Raw genomic sequence first — 18,490 nt, 5'->3', positions numbered from 1 at the left:
TAAATAATGTACGCGTAGGTTGTTGGCGGCGCGCATTTTTTACTGATACCAAACGGGAGCTGTAACGTTATAATAGCTGCCCTTAGGATTTTTACCTTGGAGACAATCGGTTGCCTTTCCAACTTTCACTCACCAATCTTGCGTGTGAGCGCGAAGAACGTTTACTGTTTAGTGGCGTGAACGCAACCTATGGGGCCGGGGATATCGTCCAAGTGGCAGGGCCAAACGGTGTGGGGAAAACAACGTTACTCAAAATGATTGTAGGGCGCTTAATGCCCGCGCAAGGCAGAATAGACTGGACCCCCATTCAGCGGTGTGATGAGCCGCCTTCCCTGTATGAATCTCTGCTTTATATTGGTCATCAGCCGGCGGTTAAAGCATCCTTAACCGCTCTCGAAAACTTACAGTGGTACTTTGGTCTTAATGGCGTTAAGTCTATCAACGACGTTTCTTCACCCTCCCTTGCAGACTACGAGAAGGCGCTCGACAAGGTTGGGCTTTCCGGTTATGAGCATGTTGAATGCTGTCAGATGTCGGCGGGGCAGCAGCGACGAGTTGCATTAGCGCGTCTGTTCTTAAGCTTTGCGCCGCTATGGATATTGGATGAGCCTTTTACGGCCATTGATACACGCGGTGTTCAGGCGCTAGAAACACAGATACAGCAACACGCCGAACGGGGTGGTATTGTCTTGCTTACTACTCATCAAACGCTTGCCATTCAAACGGTTAAAATCTTGGATCTTGCGCATTTTTTGCCCGAGAACCCATGCGTAGGTGGTGAAAAACCATTAATGACAGGTCCCCTAAATGATTAGATTACCGTCATTGGGGTCAGTTTTCTCGGCTAGCTTACGGCGTGAGCTGTTGTTAGGTTTTCGTAATCGTGGCGATATGGCGAATCCCGCTATATTTTTTCTTTGTGTAGTGGTTTTCGTGCCTTTGGGTATTAGCCCAGAAGCAAAGGTGTTAGCCACACTCGCCCCAGGAATAATCTGGATAGTGGCGTTACTGGCAACGCTACTGTCATTAGATAGGCTTTTTCAAGCGGATTATGAAGACGGTTGTCTTGAGCAGATGGTGTTAAGTGGGCAATCGCTCTATTGGCTTGTTATTGCGAAAGTGATTGTTCATTGGCTCATTACAGGGCTTCCGCTTATCTTGCTAGCGCCAGTACTTGGTGTAATGATGTCGTTGCCAGAAGCGGGGTATTGGCCAATGGTCGTTTCACTGTTACTCGGTACCGGAAGCCTTAGCCTTATAGGCTCCATAGGCGCGGCGCTAACAGTGGCCTTAAGGCGCGGCGGGCTGTTATTATCGCTGATTATCATGCCGCTTTATGTGCCGGTTCTCATCTTTGGGTCGGGCGTGGTGCGCAATGCAATAGAAGGTTTCCCTATCGACGGGCAGCTGGCTATTCTAGGGGCGTTTTTAGCGGGGTCTCTTATGTTGGCACCACTGGCGGCGGCAGGTGCGTTAAAAATTGGTCTAGATCATTAAATTGAAGGAGTCAGCGTGGCTTGGCAGTGGTTTCACCGATTAGGTTCTCCTCGTTGGTTTTTTGAAAAAACAGCAGTGTGGAGTGTGGGGCTTGGGGTGTTAGCCGTGGTTATGCTTATTATTGGCAGTCTATGGGGGTTGGGCTTTGCGCCACAAGATGCCAAACAAGGTAATAGCTACCGCATAATATTCATACATGTACCGTCGTCATTTTTAGCCTTAGCGGGCTATTACATAATGGCGATTAGTGGCGCTATTGGCTTGATTTGGCGAATGAAAATGTCGTTTATTGTGATGAAGTGCGCGGCTCCATTAGGCGCTGTGCTCACTTTTATAGCGCTTATCACCGGCGCTATATGGGGAAAACCCACATGGGGCACGTGGTGGGAGTGGGATGCTCGTATCACTTCGATGCTGGTATTGTTTTTTTTGTATTTGGGTATCATTGCGCTACAAGAAGCTTATAAAAATCAAGAGAGCGCAGATAAAACCAGCGCCATACTGGCATTAGTTGGCATGGTGAACATTCCTATTATTTATAAATCGGTTGATTGGTGGTACACACTGCATCAACCGGCCACGCTTAAATTAACCGAAAAATCTTCTATCGACCCGAGTATGGCTTACCCCTTAATTTGGATGATTTTAGCGTTTTATGTCACCTATGCCTGGCTACTGCTAATGGGCACCCGTGTTGAAATTCTTCAGCGAGAAAAACGAACGCGCTGGGTTCAAACATTAATTTTGGGAGGACACTAATGGACGTAGTTTTCCAATTTTCCAGTGTTCAAGACTTTTTTTCTATGAATGGCCACGGCCCTTATGTTTGGGCGAGCTATTTAATAACGTTTAGCGGTATTGCTTTGTTGGCACTGTCTTGTACCGCGGCTAAACGCAAATTCATAAAAACCCAACGCTCTATTTTGAGCCGAAAAACGGATTAAGTTAGCAATGCACCCTAAAAGAAAACAACGCTTAATTCTTGTGACCTTTATTGTTGTGTTAAGCAGTACGGTCATAGGTTTATCCATCTATGCTATGCGCGACAACTTCAACTTGTTTTACCCGCCTTCAGCGATTGTTAAAGGCGAGGCACCTGTTGGTAAAACAATTCGTGCCGGAGGCTGTGTGGTGCCTGGTAGTCTTGTAAGGTCAAAAGACAGTTTAGTGGTCGATTTCAAAGTGACCGATGGTATTGCGGAGCTAGCTGTAATGCATGATGGTATATTGCCGGATCTATTCGGCGAAGGTGAAGCAGCGGTTCTTACGGGCCAACTAAATACGGAAGGGGTTTTTATTGCTACAAAAGTTCTTGCAAAACATGACGAGACCTACACGCCACCAGAAGTTGCCGATACAGTACAAACTAACGGTGAAGAGCATACTGCCACCTGTAAAGGCCTAAGTTATGATTCCTGAGTTTGGGCAAATTGCCTTAATAGTTGCATTTTTACTAGCGCTTTGTTTGGCCGTAATTCCCATGGCCGGCAGTTATAACGGTAGGCTGGTTTGGATGGCTTCCGCCCGCTCGCTCACGGCAGGGCTGTTTGTATTTTTAGCGATTGCGTTTTGCATTCTAGCGTGGTCATTTTATGTAGACGATTTTTCTGTCGCCTATGTTGCAAACCACTCTAATCTTGTTTTACCAACGCAGTACAAGTTAAGTGCTGTATGGGGAGGGCATGAAGGCTCTTTACTACTTTGGGTGTTAATTCTGGCGGGCTGGACATTGGCCGTTAGTATCTTTAGTCGCCGCCTCCCCATCGATATGCTCGCACGTGTGCTGTCTGTAATGGGTATGATAGCCGTTGGGTTTCTATTGTTTATGATAGTGACATCTAACCCTTTCGATCGAGTGTTACCGAACATCCCCCACGACGGCGGTGATTTAAATCCGTTACTACAAGACATAGGGCTTATTATTCACCCGCCAATGCTCTATATGGGGTATGTGGGTTTTTCAGTTGTATTTTCCTTTGCCATAGCAGCGCTGTTGTCTGGTCGCCTGGATGCCGCTTGGGCTCGTTGGTCTCGGCCGTGGACAAATGCAGCATGGTGTTTTTTAACCGTGGGTATTGCGCTGGGTAGTTGGTGGGCTTACTACGAACTAGGGTGGGGCGGTTGGTGGTTTTGGGATCCCGTTGAAAACGCATCCTTCATGCCTTGGTTGGTAGGCACTGCACTTATTCATTCTTTGGCTATGACAGAAAAGCGTGGCGTCTTCAAAAATTGGACGCTACTGCTCGCTATATTTACTTTTTCGCTTAGTTTGCTTGGTACATTCTTGGTGCGTTCGGGTGTGTTAACGTCGGTTCACGCGTTTGCTACAGACCCTACGCGCGGCGTCTTTATTTTAATGTTTTTGGGTTTAGTGGTGGGTGGCTCGCTCACACTGTTTGCCTTACGAGCCCCCATGGTAAAAAGTGTTTCTGGTTTTACCTTATTATCCAGAGAAGCCTTTTTGCTGGCGAATAGCATAATTTTTATTATTGCCGCTAATTTTGTTTTGCTGGGAACGCTATACCCGTTAATCGCTGATGCCCTTAACCTAGGTAAAATTTCGGTTGGCGAACCGTGGTTTAATTTCTTCTTTGTCAAATTAATGGTGATTGTTGCCGTGCTTATTGGCATAGGCTCGATGTTAAACTGGAAAAAAACAGACTACTCCAAAATAAAGCGCTGGCAGGTTGGGCCGCTACTTATCAGCTTATGGCTGGGAACATTTATACCGGGTGTGCTTGAAGGCAGTTACTCAATAGCTGCCGCAATTGCTATCACCCTAGGTGCATGGGTCATATTGTCGACCTTGTCGGATGTTCGTCGTAAAACCAATAATGCTAAAAGCCTTTCAGAAGGCCTTTCAAAGCTGTCGTTGAGTTATTACGGCATGGTGGTCGCGCACATTGGCTTTGGCGTCATTTTATTGGGTGCAAGCTTGAACACCATCTACAGTGATCAGCGAGACGTGCGTTTGCGTATCGGTCAGCCGCTCTATGCCGCCGGTTACGAATATGAATTATTTGAAGTAACCCGAATGCGCGGTGCGAACTATACTGCTGATGTGGGTGATGTGATTGTGCGTCGTCACGGCAAAGAAATAACACGTTTATCACCTCAGAAACGCCGTTACTTTTCTGGCAGTAGCATTATGACCGAAGCCGATATTGATGTTGGCTTCTTCCGTGATATATACGTCGCGCTTGGAGAAGAATTAGATAATGGCGACTGGGCGGTCCGTATCCACTTCAAACCAATGGTTCGTTGGATTTGGTTCGGCGCACTACTTATGGCGATTGGCGGCGCAATATCAATTGCCGATAGACGCTATAAAATAACCAAAAAAAATGATTCTTCTGAACCGGCCCTTGCTCCTAACGCCGAAAAGAGTAAGCACGCATTAAGTGGGGATACGCACAACGATGATGAACTCGAAACGGACGTGCAAGGAGAAACTGAAGGCTCGGTAATCGAAGAGCCGTTGCGGGCTGTAACGCCGACAGGAGCGCCCGAATCGTGAACCGGTTTAAGTTATTTATTCCCTTAATTATTTTTGTGGTAATGGCCGCTTTTTTGTGGAGGGGGCTTTCAATAGATCCAAATCATTTGCCGTCTGCGCTTATCGATAAACCCGTGCCAGCATTTGATCTTCCCAATTTATTGCGTGCAGATGAGCGTGTTACCAACGCCGATTTGGCCGGTAAACCTTATTTGCTTAATGTGTGGGCAACGTGGTGCCCAAGCTGTCGAATAGAGCACCCGTTTTTAAATAAATTGGCGGGCCAAGGTGTTGCTATAGTTGGGCTTAATTATAAGGATGAAAACGAGCCTGCTCGCGAATGGCTTAAAAACTTTGAAGATCCGTACATTATTAATATTGCAGATCAAGATGGTAGATTTGGCCTGGATTTAGGCGTTTATGGAGCGCCAGAAACGTTTGTTGTCGATGCTGAAGGCATTATTCGTTACAAGCACGTTGGTGTTGTTGACGAGCGTGTTTGGCGATCGACACTAGCGCCGATCTTTAATCAATAGTCTTTTTGGACGAGGCTTGTTGTGCGCCTACTACCTGAATACTCTTCGATAACCTCATTGTTATTAGCGCTGCCGTATAAAGGCAGTGACTGGGATGCGGTTATTGATGAAGCACTTGAGTGCTATCGCTCGATGGTTACTAACTTTCTGCAGCACGACAATAGTCTTATAGTACAACTACTCGCTAAACCGGGAAGTGACTGGGCCTCGTGGCTAGAAAAGCTTTGCCGTACAGCTAATTTGTCAAATGCTGAACGGTCCCGTTTAGTTATTATTACCGATATCGACTATGACGATACATGGATTCGAGACTACGGCCCTCTGAGTTTTATTGAAGACGAAAACCAGCAGGGTGCATCGCACTACAGTTATAAATCGTTTAATTTTAACGGCTGGGGTCAAAAATATTCATCGCAGGCCGATAATCAAGCGGCCTTAGCGTTGGTGCGTTATGGCATTGCTCCGCAATTAAAAAGCGATTTTGTGATTGAAGGTGGCGGTCTCGAGATAAACGGTAAGGGCGTCTTATTGGTTAACCGTGATTGTGTTGTGGACGATAAACGCAACGCTGGGCTAAATGACCTTGCGGTCTCCACTATGCTGTATAAAACGTTAGGTCTTCACGATATTAAATGGCTACACAATATCCAGCTTACCGGTGACGATACTGACGGCCACATAGATACCATTGCCCGCTTTATAAATGACGACACAGTCGTGTGCTGTGGTCGTAACCGGCAGCATCACGATGCCGAAGCCCTAGAAGCATTAAACCGACAATTAGAGGGCATTTGTAACGAACAACAATGGACATTGCACACAGTGCCAATGCCTATTGTGCGAAGCAAGGTGGACGACCGTTTACTTCCCGCTACCTACGCTAACTTCCTTATCTGTAACGGCCATATTTATGTGCCAACCTACGGGGTTAGGGAGGATGCAGAGGCCATTTCAACAATGACTGCCATTGCACCCAATTACACAATTGTTCCAATACGGTGTGAAGCTTTACTGGAGCAGCATGGCAGTTTACATTGCGCAACGATGCAAATTGCAGGAGACGCTCTATGAGCCCTCATAAAAAAAATCGTTTTATCGCCGCCGTGGTTCAACAAGCCATCTCTGGCAATGATAAAGACGAGAACTTGCGCGCAACGGAAGAGCACATTCGCGATGCGGTAGCTCAAGGCGCTGAGCTTATCGTGCTACAAGAATTACACGCTACGCAATATTTTTGTCAAGTTGAAGATACCGATGCGTTCGATTTAGCCGAACCTTTAGACGGCATAACGGCACGTTTTATCGCGGCACTCGCGGATGAACTTAATATCGTGATAGTGATGTCAGGTTTCGAAAAGAGGGCGCCTGGCCTCTACCACAATACTGCACAGGTTTATGATGGCGATCGTGGTTGTGTGGGTATCTTTAGGAAGATGCACATTCCAGATGATCCAGGTTTTTATGAAAAGTTTTACTTTACCCCGGGCGATGCAGAAGGTGCAGCCTGCAATGGTTTTTCGCCAGTACAAACACGGCTGGGTAAGCTGGGTGTGCTTGTTTGCTGGGATCAATGGTACCCCGAAGCCGCTCGCTTAATGACGCTGGCAGGAGCCGATTGCCTGATTTATCCAACCGCAATAGGGTGGGACCCAAATGACGATACGGACGAACAGAAGCGGCAATTAGAGGCGTGGATCACAATTCAGCGGTCCCATGCAATTGCTAATGGCCTGCCGGTTCTTGTTGCGAATCGCACGGGTTTCGAGTTGTCGCCTCTGAGCGATGGCGACGGCATAGAATTTTGGGGGTCTAGTTTTATCGTTGGCCCGCAAGGTGAATTTTGTTTGTCGCCGGTTGTAGAAGTGGAAGGCGCCTTTTGTGCCGAGGTAGATCTTGCACGATCAGAGTCCGTGCGTCGGATCTGGCCTTTTCTTCGCGATAGGCGTATAGATGCCTATCACAACCTAACCCGACGATGGCTCGACTAAGCCAAGCCACAATCACCGGTTTGATGGCAATGATGTTGGCCATTCACTCGCCGAGAGCGGGCGTGCCTCCACACCAATGGTGCAGTGCAGCATTGGTGTGCTATTATTGATCTATCCAGTGCTCTTTCACACGACTATCCGGTCTCGGAGGGTCAGTCATGCTATACCACGCTTACGAACTCAATCATGCTGCGCTAGCACCTTTGCGAGAAGTTGTAGACGCGAATAAACGATTTTTAGAATCCCCTTATAATCCCGCATCGTATACTTGGGCAGGTCGAACGGCTGCTGCGGCTTGCGATCTTTTTGAGTCATTCACACGTCGATACGCAAAACCAGAGTGGGGTATTGCCTCCACTGAAATAAACGAGCAAACGATTGCAATTACCGAGCGGATTATTTGGTCGAAACCCTTTTGTCGTTTATTGCATTTTGAGCGCAACATTGACCAGCTTCGTAGCGCCCAGAGTGACGCTGTTACTGCTCATCCCCGTGTATTACTGGTGGCACCTATGTCTGGCCACTACGCTACGTTGCTACGCAGTACTGTTGAGGCCTTTTTACCAAATCATGAGGTCTATATTACCGACTGGTCTGATGCGCGTGATGTCCCACTCAGTAAAGGGGCGTTCGATCTAAACGACTACATAGACTACATTATCGAAATACTCGACGTTCTGGGTAAGGGTTGCCACGTTATTGGTATTTGTCAGCCTGGGCCACCAGTACTCGCTGCGGTTGCGTACATGTCCGAGCACAATAGCCCTGCGCTACCTGCCACTATGACGTTTATGGGGTCACCCATTGATACCCGATTATCGCCCACCGTGCCTAACCAAGTCGCGATGGAAAGGCGATTTGAGTGGTTTAAAGACAACATGATTTATACCGTGCCCTGGCCTAACAAAGGCGTAACGAGGCGAGTGTATCCGGGCTTTTTACAATTAAGTGGTTTCATCACGATGAACCAAGAGCGCCATGTTACGGCGCATCATCAATATTTTGAGCATCTTGTTGAAGGCGACTGCGATAACGCCCAAAAACATCGCGATTTCTATGATGAATATCTCTCAGTGCTCGACTTAACGGAAGAGTTCTATCTGCAAACTATTCGTGACGTGTTTCAAGAGCACACGCTGGCGAAGGGAACCTTTATGCATAGGGGGCAGCTTGTTCGGCCTGAATGTATTACGCAGGTGGGCCTGATGACAGTGGAAGGTGAGAAAGACGATATTTCGGGTATTGGGCAAACGCAGGCCGCACACACGCTTTGTTGCAATATTCCACAGGAGCATCAGTTAGATTATATCCAAAAGGGTGTCGGCCACTATGGGGTATTCAGTGGGAGTCGTTTCCGCTCTGAGGTGAAGCCAAGAATGGAGCTGTTTTTCCAGAAATTTTTTGATGAAAAAACTGAGCGAAAATACCAAAAAGAAAACGCACCGTTGTTTGTGAGTGGTGCGTCCTCGTAACGCCTAATATTAGGGGATAGACACAACGCCTGGGGCTAGCACTATATTATTCGTATGGATTAGTTCCGGCTCTCGTACTGAAATCCCTGCTGGAAGATTACTATTAGTCAGTCGAAACAGGCGAATATTCTCCGAATTAAGTTCGGTAAGAACATCGTGAAAATAATGATTGAATAGTTTATCTAGCGTGCCATCTGATTGAGCAATTTGCATACCTTTACGTAAACGAACCGTGAGTTCAGGGTAATGTTTACTCGCTTGAAAGAAAACAGGGAAGGGGTAATAAATGACTATGTCGGGAACAATAACGAGGTTGTCGTACTGAGTACTAATTTCTTCCAACGTTTGCCGCGCTTCACCGACGCTTAAGGGAATGTAATCAAACCGACCACGACTTAGCATAAAAAAAAGCGATTCAAATGAACTGCTAAGTACCAGTGGCAAACCATTTTCTTCATAGACGGGCACGTCAGCCCAAAAATTTACTTGTCCTGCCTTAAATTTCTGAAGATCAGAATAGTTTTCGATACGCTTAAACTTTTCGAGATTATCTTTTCGTACAATAAGTACACGATAACCCAGTAAGCCATGCATGACCGGTGTGTGAATAACGCTTAGTTCTCGATCGATTTCGAGCTTGCGAGCCGGTAAAGGATTAGTGAAGAAATTAACGACACGGCCTTCAGCAACAACACGTCTTCCTCTATCGTAATTAACCTGTAGATAATTTACACCGAAGTTGTACGGTCCGTACTCAGCTTCTGTTTTTTTCAGTAATTCTTCCGCTAAAAGCGATTCATATGTTGCGCGAGAAGTACTAACCCCGGTTGCCCAGAATTGCGCCTTTTGTATGGGTTCTGCGATGCAGAATGTAGCCGCAAAGCCGGCTAACAAAAGTAATGTGAATTGTGAAACGCTATAGAAATATTTTTTCATCAGCCTTGTAATTATTGTGAAACGTACAGAATTATTGGGCTGGAGGTAGTGCTTTGTTCAATTTGCACAGTACTTGTTGAGCCACTAAAAACCGATCGTTCTGTTTATTAAGTGCTCTATGATCGCACGGTTGTTTTAATCGGTCAATTTAAGGCTATGGAGTATCGGAACGGATGCGCTTGAGAGAAAGAGCTAAGGCAATACAGTATTTTATTGTATATTTGTATGTCGCAGTTTTTTATCGGTGAGGAAAATTAAAATTACGTAAAATAGCGTGCGCGCTAATTCAGAACTTTCTGAGTGAAATTATTCTGGTTGCGTGGTTGGAAGTACGGCAGAGAAAGTGCTGCCTTCTCCAAATTTACTTTTGCATTCAGCCCAGCCATGATGCGCGCGACAAAGATTTTCAACTAACGCTAAGCCAAGCCCTGTGCCGTAGCCTTTTTGTTTTCTGGTTTCTGTCTCAAATTGTTCAAAACGCGTAAATAGTTTTGATTGATTTTCCTTTCGAATACCTATACCAGTGTCTTCAAAATCTATTCGACAATATTCTATGTTATCAATTTTTTGAAGTGTAACACGGATAGTTATATGGCCTTTCTGTGTGTATTTTATGGCATTCGAGAGTAGATTGTTTACGATTTGGCTCACTCTAATTGGGTCAGCCATAATTTTTTTAACGGTGAACTCTCCCGGGTCAACAATGATTAAACCTTTTTCTTCTGCACGAGGTCGCATGTCGCTAATGGCCTGTTTAATGGCGACTCTTATATCGCAGGGAATAACGAAAATACTCATGGTGCCAGATTCAACTTTGGCGATATCCAGTATGTCATTAATAATTGCCAGTAAATGAACACCATTCCTATAAATGGATTCCAGGGCTTTCCCTGCTTTTTCTGTGTCGATTGTGGCGCGCCTATCTTTAAGGCGCTTTGAAAAGCCTATAATAGCATTCAGTGGTGTTCGTAATTCGTGTGACATATTCGCTAAAAAATCTGTTTTAGCATTGTTGGCTCGAGTAAGTTCTTGTGTTCTTATATCTACGAGCTTGTTAAGTTTATGGGTCGTTAAATTTAGCGTAATCAATCTTAATAGTATAAATATGATTGTGGCGCCAAAAAAGGTATAGCAAAGATAGGCCCACCAACTTTTCCACGAGGGTGGAGCAATATAGATGTCGATGCTCGCAATCTCATTCGATAGTTTTCCATTGCTATCGGCAGTGGCTAGTTTAAAGGTGTAATCTCCTGGGTCCAGGTTTGTATAGGTGGCGGTAGTTTTGTTGGTAACATAATTCCACTGAGTATCGAAATTATCGAGTTTATAGGCAAATAAATTGTGACGCCTTTGTTGGAAATTAATGGCGGTATAGCCAAAAGTAATCATCGATGCTTTATGATCAAGCTGAATGGGCGAGTGTTGTTTGTTCGAAGTCTCGTCTAAAGGGTGTCCGGATGACCGAATCCCAATAAAGTCCATCGCCTGATTAAATATTTGGAAATCGGTAATAATGGGTTTTGGAAGAGCCTGTTCAACCTCTATTTCGTCAGGATAAAAGCTGAGAAGACCATTCGAACTACCGAAATATAGTTTTCCGTCTTTATCCTTGTGCGAAGCCTTTCGTATAAATTCATGGCTCATTAGGCCGTTAGCTTCTGAGAACCCTGTGATAATGTGTAGAGAATATGGGTCGATCTTAACTAATCCGTCAGATGTTGCCGCCCAAATGTAACCGCTGTCGTCTTCTTCTACTGCCGCTACGCTGTCATCGGGCAAGCCATCATTCACTCGAATGTGCTTAAACTCTTCTGTTTCTGGGTTGAACCAATTTAAACCACCGCCTTGGGTCGCTATCCAAATGTTACCTTGCCTGTCTTCTTCTAAATCTTGTAGTCGTCCTGTAGACAAGCTAACGGGCCGGTCATCCTCTGGAAGGTACCGTGTAAACGACTCAGTATCATAGTGAAATAGATTTAATCCGTATTGTGTGGCGATCCATAGCCGATTTTTTGAGTCCTCCATAATATCCCAAATATAATCGTAACTAAGTGTGCTGTCATCGGCGGCATTATTAACATAGCGTGTGAAACTGTCAGTTGTTCTGTCGTACCGATTTAAGCCGGCTGTTTCGGTGCCTACCCACAGATTATTTTTAGAATCGAGAAATATTTTCCATACAAATGCGCTGTTAATTGTGTGAGGGCCCGAATCGGCTACAGGATAGTGAGTTAAGGTGTTAGTTTTTGGGTCGAGTCGTGAGAGGCCGCCATTCCAGCTGCCAATCCAAATTTTCCCGTCTGTATCTTCTTGAATCGCGAGTATGGCATGTGCGTTTAATTGGTTGGGTTGGTCGCCTTTTAGAAACTGTTTAACGGTGTTGTTTTTTTCGTTTACGGCATTTAAACCTTTTTCGGTTCCCACCCATAGAGTACCAGTGTGATCGCGAGTTACGTCTAGAATGGTGCTGTTCGACAGGCTATTGGCATTGTTATGAATGTTGTAGTGATACTGAAATTTTGAAGCTTTTCGGTTGAAGTAATGTAAACCCGCCGGAAAGGCGGAGATCCAAATGTTTCCGTTGGTGTCCTCGGTAAACCCTTTTACCGTGTCAAATGCAAGGGTCGTTGTGTCATAGGGTTTGTTCTGGAACGCGATAAATTTATCTATTTTTTCGTCGTAAATTAATACCCCTGCTCGGTCAGTTAAAAACCATAATGCGCCTGTTTTATCTTCACTTATTTCATAAATAATGCCGTCGGGTAATCCTGAGCCATCTTCGTTGTGAGGGAAGTTTGTAATGGTTTTTCCATTGGCTTCTATTCTGCTGATACCCGAGCCTTGGGTGCCTACCCATATACGATTGTGCTGGTCTTCAATGACGGCAGTTACGTAATCATCAATGATAGATTGCGCATTGTTAGCGTCGTGCTTGTAGCGCCTAAAACTATTTTTCTTTTGGTCGAAAACCACGAGCCCGCCACCTTCGGTACCAATCCAGATTCGGCCATCTTTTGCCTCGTGTACCACGCGCACGTAATTGTTACTCAAAGAATTCGGGTTATTCGGTTCGTGCTGATAGTGGCTGAACAGTCGGCGGTTGGCGGAGATAATATCCATACCTGCCGCGGTGCCGAGTATGACGCGATTATCGCGGGTAACCGTAACGGTTTTTATGAAGTTATTGGAAGGGGAGTTTGAGTTACGGGGGTCGTGCATCCAGCGCTTGAAACTGTCGGTTGCAGGGTCGTAGCTATTTAATCCGTATTCGGTTGCTACCCACATAATGTTGTTGTTATCAAAGGCTATTCGCCTGACATAGTTGGCGCTAATAGTTGCAGGGTTGTTGGTGTCGGTTCGGTAGAGCCGTGTCGATCGACCGTCATAGCGCAGCAAACCATTGGCTGTGCCTACCCAAAGAAAGCCTAGAGGGCCTTGTGCGAGCGTGCTGATATAGCTAAAGCGGTGCTCGTTAATATGGGACTTGTAATAGCGGCTAAAGCGAATATCTTTCGGGGGCTCAGATAAGCTTTTTTTCGTGTCGCTATTGCGCGTTTCCGCTGAGCTGGAAAAGGTCGTAAGCAGTAACAGTGTAATGGCCACACGCCAAAATAGGCGGCTGGCAGGCACCGATAGTGGGTTTTTGCGCAGATAACGCTTGTTAAAGGTCATTGTTAACGAGAGTTTCACCGAGTTCCAAAGAAGTGGCCTCTCATCAGTATAGTGCAGTCGCCGATTTAGCGGGTTGCGTAAGCGAGTTTTAGCGTTAACTGGGCGGCAGCCTCGCGGGTGTTTTTGGCACCATGCCCATTAAGTAGCCGATAAGCGTGTAGGTGAAGTAAGTAAACCAACCTGCGAACAGGACATCGCTAAGAAAATGACCGCCTTGCAATATGCGAACAAACCCCACGAAAGATCCCAGCGCAATACCGTAAAAAATCCAGCGACGCCGCTGGGTGACCCATGCAATAGCCATGAGATAAAAGCCAATGGCTGCATGGCCGCTCACAAACGAACAGTTTTTAGCGCATTCACCTGAATAATAAAACACCGGAGTAAAGATCATTTCACCGCCAAATTGTTCTATATGTTGGGGCCGCGGTCGCCCTAGCGTATTATCTTTCAAAACTAGATTCACCAATATACCAGGCCCAATTACGAGTGTTATCAATAAGTAAACCCAACGTTTTTTAGCGTTGGGTAGGCGTTTTCGTGAGCAGTAAATTATGGCACCTATAAAAAACAAGAGGTACAGAATATGGATTCGAGCAAACACTAGGTAGATAAAGCGAACAACGGAGTTATCTGCATAGGTGAACGTGTTGTGATCGAAAAAATAGGCTGCAACAGCTAGATCTATATCTGGCCACAACAAAAAAATCAGAACGCTCATTGTAAACAATATGGTGTCAATACGAAAAAAAGACGTGATAGTAGGGCGCTTAATGGTCACGAGTATACCCCTTAAAACCTTTTAAGTACGATACCGAAACACTCATACTGTCGTTTCGATAGACTTCGGTCGCAATAACACCTAGCGGTGTCGCGCGTTCAAATTGACTTGATATGGCTGTGTTTAGCTCTCGACGGCTTACAAAGATAAAACCTTGATCGGTTTTACCCTGCCATTTGCGTAGGTTGGCTTTTAAATCGTAGTAATCGCGAATATTGGTTTCATCTGGGTTCCAGCGAGCTAGTTGAAATTGATTCGGCATGGCGAAATAGCCTAAATAGGCAAGTAGATCGCGAGAATCGCTGGTTAATATTGCATTGGGGTATTGCGTAAGAAAAGGTTTTAATTCCTCGGCAAGTGCGGGCCATCCTGCCACACGCTGAAAGGGGTCGTTCTTACGATTGGGCTCTATATCAATCCAGCGAAGTAGCGCAGGCCAGTGATAAAATAATGAGAGCAATACTAAATTGATGGCTAATGCCTTCATAAGTAGAGAATGAAAGCGCTTGACGGTAAACGCCGCTGGCCACGTAAGTGCGAGCAATAATGTCGCTGCGACCATCCAAGGGCCAGCCCAGTTGGGGAATGCTCTAGATAAAAAAGCCTGCAAGGCAATCGTGCCGAGTATCGTTAGCATGACCCAGAGTAATAAATGGAAACGCGGTTGGGTAATGTCTGCGGCGGTAGCTTTGTTCAACGTGCCTTGTGTTCTAACAATACCTTTTAATAGCAAATAGCTACATACCGGCCCAAAAATAATCCACTGGCTCGCGGTGAATTCAGCTAAAGATTTAACGTTAAATAGCTTGCCGCTCGTTTGCGATATTTCTTGAGTGTGATGCAAGGCAACCCAGCCATTGATGTGATTCCAGTATATGTTCAGGCTAAAAATAGCGCCCGCCACTATGGCCGCCAACCAAGGGCCATAGCTGAGCAATAGAGGCCTGTGTATTTTAGAGGTTAACAAATACCCGAATACCGCTATTGGTAGCGCACCCATGGTGTATTTGCTTAGCATTCCCAAACCCGTTGCGACACCCAAATAAAACCACATTGAAAAGGTTTGCTCTTCTATAGCGCGCAACGCAAACAGTAGGGCAACGCTCCAGAAAAAGATAAGTGGCGCGTCTGTTGTAATAAATTCGCTGTTGAAGCCGATCATGGGAATACAAAGAAAAACAAGCCCGCCAATTAGCGCATTAGACGGAGTGCTGTATCGCTTCAAAGTGGAATAAATGGTGATAGCAGCAGCGCCGTACAACAAACTGGCCATTAACTTAATCGCAACCACACTACTACCAAAAATACCCGTACTCACCGTGATGACCCATGCAACCATGGGGGGCTTAGAGTAATAGCCTAAATCAGGGTTGAGTGACCAGTGGTAATAGTAGGCTTCGTCATAAAATAAGCTGAAATGCGGCTGAAAGAGTACAGCAATTCGGTAAATGGTTACCGCAGCCAAGAAAAACCAAAAAAGGTAATGTGCATTACACCATATGGGCACAACGGGCAGCTTAAAGTGGCTATAGGTGATTGGTAAACGATCAAGCTGTGTGTGCGGCACAAGGTAATTAATAACGGTTCTACACAGTGCCCACACTGCGACTATGTAGAGGAGTGGAAGGGCCAGACGGTAGTCGTTTTTATCTACAAGCAATAACACGCACGCTAGGATAAAGAGGCTAACGATAAAGCCGTGAACGTTTACTGAGCGTCCTGCCCGCCAGTAATGCGTTATAAAAATTGCGGCTATGCCTGTAAGAATACCAAGCCCGCCACCCACAAGTGTATCTGCAGGCCAATGAACACCTAAACCAATACGGCTAAAACCCACCAGAACGGCACCGATCATTAGGCCAATTTTCTGCCAAGGCTTTTCGGCGTGATAAAATCCCGCAGTTGCCAATAGGAATGCCGTTAACGTGTGGCCAGATGGAAAGCTATGGTACTTGTAGGCTTTCCCAAAAATATTAAATGTTTCCAGGCCTAATACTGCGGGGGGGCGCAAGGCATCAAAATATTCTTTAGAAACATTCGACACAATACCGCCGAGAATAGCGGTTACAAACACCAGCCAGTGGAAGCGCGCTTTTGTATTGGCTATGAGTAGCACAAGCGCCAATAAGAGGCCTCCATCGCCAAATACTGTAAGCAAATGTAAGACAACTTCGGGAAGATGGCTAGCCAAGCCGTTAATGGGGTAAAACGCAAAATGATACCCCTTTATTCCAAACCCCACCAAAGCAATACAGAACAGAGCCATGGCTATAGCGAAAAGCTGATAAAGCTTAGCGGTGTTCAGAGTATCAAGATGATTGTATTCGGTGGCCAGTAATTGCTTATGCTGGCCATGAATTTGGGTGAAATACTGCGACAATAAAGTAATCAACATTATGGCTCTTCGTGAATTTTATAGATGACTAATCCGCCTGTTTGCCAGACGAGTGTAGCTTGACTGCCGTCTAGCGATTCCTGTAAATAATGGTTAAGGCGCTTTACGCGGTCGACGCGCGTCATGACTAGCTCACCTATTAGCGGTGCACGTAGTGGTGTTATTTTTTTACGGTACACGCTGAAGCTAGGCATATGCATACGGTACGCGACGATGGTTTCGCTTACGCCGAGTTCAGCCTCTCGCTCCTTAAGAAACTCAATAGCGTAATGTATCGGTTGTTGCTGAAATTTCGAGATAACATCTGCGAAAACAGTGTAACTAAAGCTGTTTAAAATAATGCCGCACAGTACGAGTCGTTGCCAAATACGCAAGCGTGGAAGCAGGCATGCTATGAGCATCATGCCAAAAGCGATAACAGCGTATAAAGTGTATGACGGCGTAAAGACCTCGGCATGACGCGATAGGATAGCGCCGTCATAGCCAGACGCTTGTTGTGCGGCAGTGCTAACCAATTGTGGTAGTGAGACCAATAGCGCCATGAAGGCTAAAGGAAAAACAGTAATCCACTGGCGTTGATTGAAAATATTTTTCTGCCGCGCAAACAATATAATGAGAGGCACACACCCATTTAAGATGTAATGGGGTAATTGTGTTTTAGAGAAAGAAAAAATAACAAAAAACACAGCAAACCAAATAAGCAGATAGCGGCTTAACGGGTCTCGTAGTTGTGCTCTAATGGGCTTGAATACACCAGCGAGAAGCCCCGTAAAAGGAAGGGCTAACAAAGGGAGAGCAAAAAGGTAGTACAGTACCGATCCGCCGTGACTTTCGCGTGTAGCGGAAAAACGTTTTAGGTTGTGCTCAACAATAAACCCCTCAAAAAAACCGCTACCTTGCTCGAGGTATACGGCAATCACCCATGGGGCAACCGTTGCAATATACACAAACCAGCCAAGCGGGTTTAGGTAAGCGAGATAGTGTTTTTTGTCGGCTCTCGTCGAAATAAGAAAAACAAGAGACGTTAATAGCGGTACTACTACGCCTACGGGGCCTTTGGTTAGCGTAGCAAGCGCCATCCATAAATAGATACGTATAACTAACGGCTTAGCGGGGGTTTGAAAATACCGCCAAATATCGAAAATTGCGAGACAAAGAAAAACATTCAGCGTGGCATCTGCAATTGCAGAACGTGCAATTAGCGCTATCCATAAAGAATTAACGAGAAAAAGCGCAGCGATTAAACCGCGTGTACGGCCAATAAATTCAGCGGCAAAACGGTATACAGCGAACGTCCACAAACACGCCATTAACGCTGAGGGTAACCGGAAGGCCCATTCGTTAAATCCAAATACGCTTACGCTTGTGGCTTGTAACCAGTAAAAGAATATAGGCTTGTCGTAGCGGGGCTCTCCATCTAAATAGGTTGCAGAAAAAACGCCACTTTCAAGCATCTCACGTGTCGCTTCCGTGAAAGCCCCTTCATCTAAATCAAATAAAGGAATAGAGCCCAAGCCCAAGAAAAAACTCAAGCCGATGCTAAAGTGGATGGCCCATGGCGACGTTAAAAAACGTCGAAGCTGATAACTGAATAGTTGCACGCTAGATACACTTTTAAGTTGATTGGAGTTAACAATAAAGACTAGGTCGTACTGACTAGAGCTGAATAACGGTCACCGTGTTTTAATATGGCTGAGGCCTGTAGGGGCGCTGCTAG

At 45.7% G+C, this 18,490-nt stretch carries 14 protein-coding genes and 1 pseudogene; 10 read left to right on the top strand and 5 right to left on the bottom strand.

All coding sequences use genetic code 11. The features are described 5' to 3' along the window. Nucleotides 1-110 precede the first annotated feature (110 nt). The 10 genes and pseudogenes from ccmA (at nucleotide 111) to H5647_RS15185 (ending at nucleotide 8,989) form a co-directional block, all read left to right on the top strand. Nucleotides 111-815 (top strand): cytochrome c biogenesis heme-transporting ATPase CcmA, encoded by a 705-nt coding sequence (ccmA, locus tag H5647_RS15230; RefSeq protein ID WP_045859747.1) that lies wholly within the window; start codon nucleotides 111-113, stop codon nucleotides 813-815. Next, entirely contained in the window at nucleotides 808-1,497 is a 690-nt protein-coding gene (gene ccmB / locus H5647_RS15225; protein ID WP_045859746.1) for a heme exporter protein CcmB, read from the top strand. Before ccmA ends, ccmB begins: the two co-directional genes overlap by 8 nt. Before the next feature lie 15 nt (nucleotides 1,498-1,512). Then, on the top strand, nucleotides 1,513-2,256 hold the full coding sequence (locus tag H5647_RS15220) for a heme ABC transporter permease (protein ID WP_045859744.1): 744 nt from the start codon (nucleotides 1,513-1,515) through the stop codon (nucleotides 2,254-2,256). Then, nucleotides 2,256-2,441, top strand: a complete 186-nt coding sequence (gene ccmD, locus H5647_RS15215; RefSeq protein WP_045859743.1) for a heme exporter protein CcmD — start codon at nucleotides 2,256-2,258, stop codon at nucleotides 2,439-2,441. Before H5647_RS15220 ends, ccmD begins: the two co-directional genes overlap by 1 nt. A 7-nt stretch (nucleotides 2,442-2,448) precedes the next feature. Then, on the top strand, nucleotides 2,449-2,916 hold the full coding sequence (locus H5647_RS15210) for a cytochrome c maturation protein CcmE (RefSeq protein ID WP_045859742.1): 468 nt from the start codon (nucleotides 2,449-2,451) through the stop codon (nucleotides 2,914-2,916). After that, nucleotides 2,906-4,861 (top strand): annotated as a pseudogene (locus tag H5647_RS15205) (heme lyase CcmF/NrfE family subunit); the annotation flags it as partial. The gene H5647_RS15210 and the pseudogene H5647_RS15205, both read left to right, overlap by 11 nt. 149 nt (nucleotides 4,862-5,010) lie before the next feature. Beyond that, complete coding sequence (locus H5647_RS15200; protein WP_045859741.1) at nucleotides 5,011-5,529, top strand: DsbE family thiol:disulfide interchange protein; 519 nt, start codon at nucleotides 5,011-5,013, stop codon at nucleotides 5,527-5,529. A 21-nt stretch (nucleotides 5,530-5,550) separates the two neighbouring features. Further along, nucleotides 5,551-6,600, top strand: coding sequence for an agmatine deiminase family protein (locus H5647_RS15195; RefSeq protein ID WP_045859739.1), 1,050 nt, complete (start codon nucleotides 5,551-5,553; stop codon nucleotides 6,598-6,600). Then, nucleotides 6,597-7,517: a carbon-nitrogen hydrolase gene (locus H5647_RS15190; RefSeq protein ID WP_045859738.1), complete on the top strand. Its 921-nt coding sequence runs from the start codon at nucleotides 6,597-6,599 to the stop codon at nucleotides 7,515-7,517. The genes H5647_RS15195 and H5647_RS15190 overlap by 4 nt, the downstream gene beginning before the upstream one ends. 158 nt (nucleotides 7,518-7,675) lie before the next feature. Then, on the top strand, nucleotides 7,676-8,989 hold the full coding sequence (locus H5647_RS15185; RefSeq protein WP_045859736.1) for a polyhydroxyalkanoate depolymerase: 1,314 nt from the start codon (nucleotides 7,676-7,678) through the stop codon (nucleotides 8,987-8,989). 9 nt (nucleotides 8,990-8,998) lie between these two features. On the opposite strand, the gene H5647_RS15180 is transcribed toward H5647_RS15185, so the two are convergent. The 5 genes from H5647_RS15180 to H5647_RS15160 all read right to left on the bottom strand — a co-directional run bounded on the left by H5647_RS15180 (nucleotide 8,999) and on the right by H5647_RS15160 (nucleotide 18,374). Continuing rightward, entirely contained in the window at nucleotides 8,999-9,925 is a 927-nt protein-coding gene (locus H5647_RS15180) for a type 2 periplasmic-binding domain-containing protein (protein ID WP_052692101.1), read from the bottom strand. Nucleotides 9,926-10,231: 306 nt separating this feature from the next. Next, nucleotides 10,232-13,597 (bottom strand): ligand-binding sensor domain-containing protein, encoded by a 3,366-nt coding sequence (locus H5647_RS15175; protein ID WP_045859733.1) that lies wholly within the window; start codon nucleotides 13,595-13,597, stop codon nucleotides 10,232-10,234. A gap of 94 nt (nucleotides 13,598-13,691) precedes the next feature. Next, nucleotides 13,692-14,378, bottom strand: a complete 687-nt coding sequence (locus H5647_RS15170; protein ID WP_236074920.1) for a phosphatase PAP2 family protein — start codon at nucleotides 14,376-14,378, stop codon at nucleotides 13,692-13,694. Then, a complete protein-coding gene (locus H5647_RS15165; protein ID WP_052692100.1) occupies nucleotides 14,368-16,773 on the bottom strand; it encodes a glycosyltransferase family 39 protein in 2,406 nt (801 codons plus the stop codon). Before H5647_RS15165 ends, H5647_RS15170 begins: the two co-directional genes overlap by 11 nt. Further along, entirely contained in the window at nucleotides 16,773-18,374 is a 1,602-nt protein-coding gene (locus H5647_RS15160) for an ArnT family glycosyltransferase (protein ID WP_045859730.1), read from the bottom strand. The genes H5647_RS15165 and H5647_RS15160 overlap by 1 nt, the downstream gene beginning before the upstream one ends. Nucleotides 18,375-18,490: the final 116 nt, after the last annotated feature.

The sequence above is a fragment of the Teredinibacter purpureus genome, from assembly GCF_014217335.1.
Lineage (GTDB): Bacteria > Pseudomonadota > Gammaproteobacteria > Pseudomonadales > Cellvibrionaceae > Teredinibacter > Teredinibacter purpureus.
This window is presented reverse-complemented; position numbering and strand designations above follow the sequence as displayed.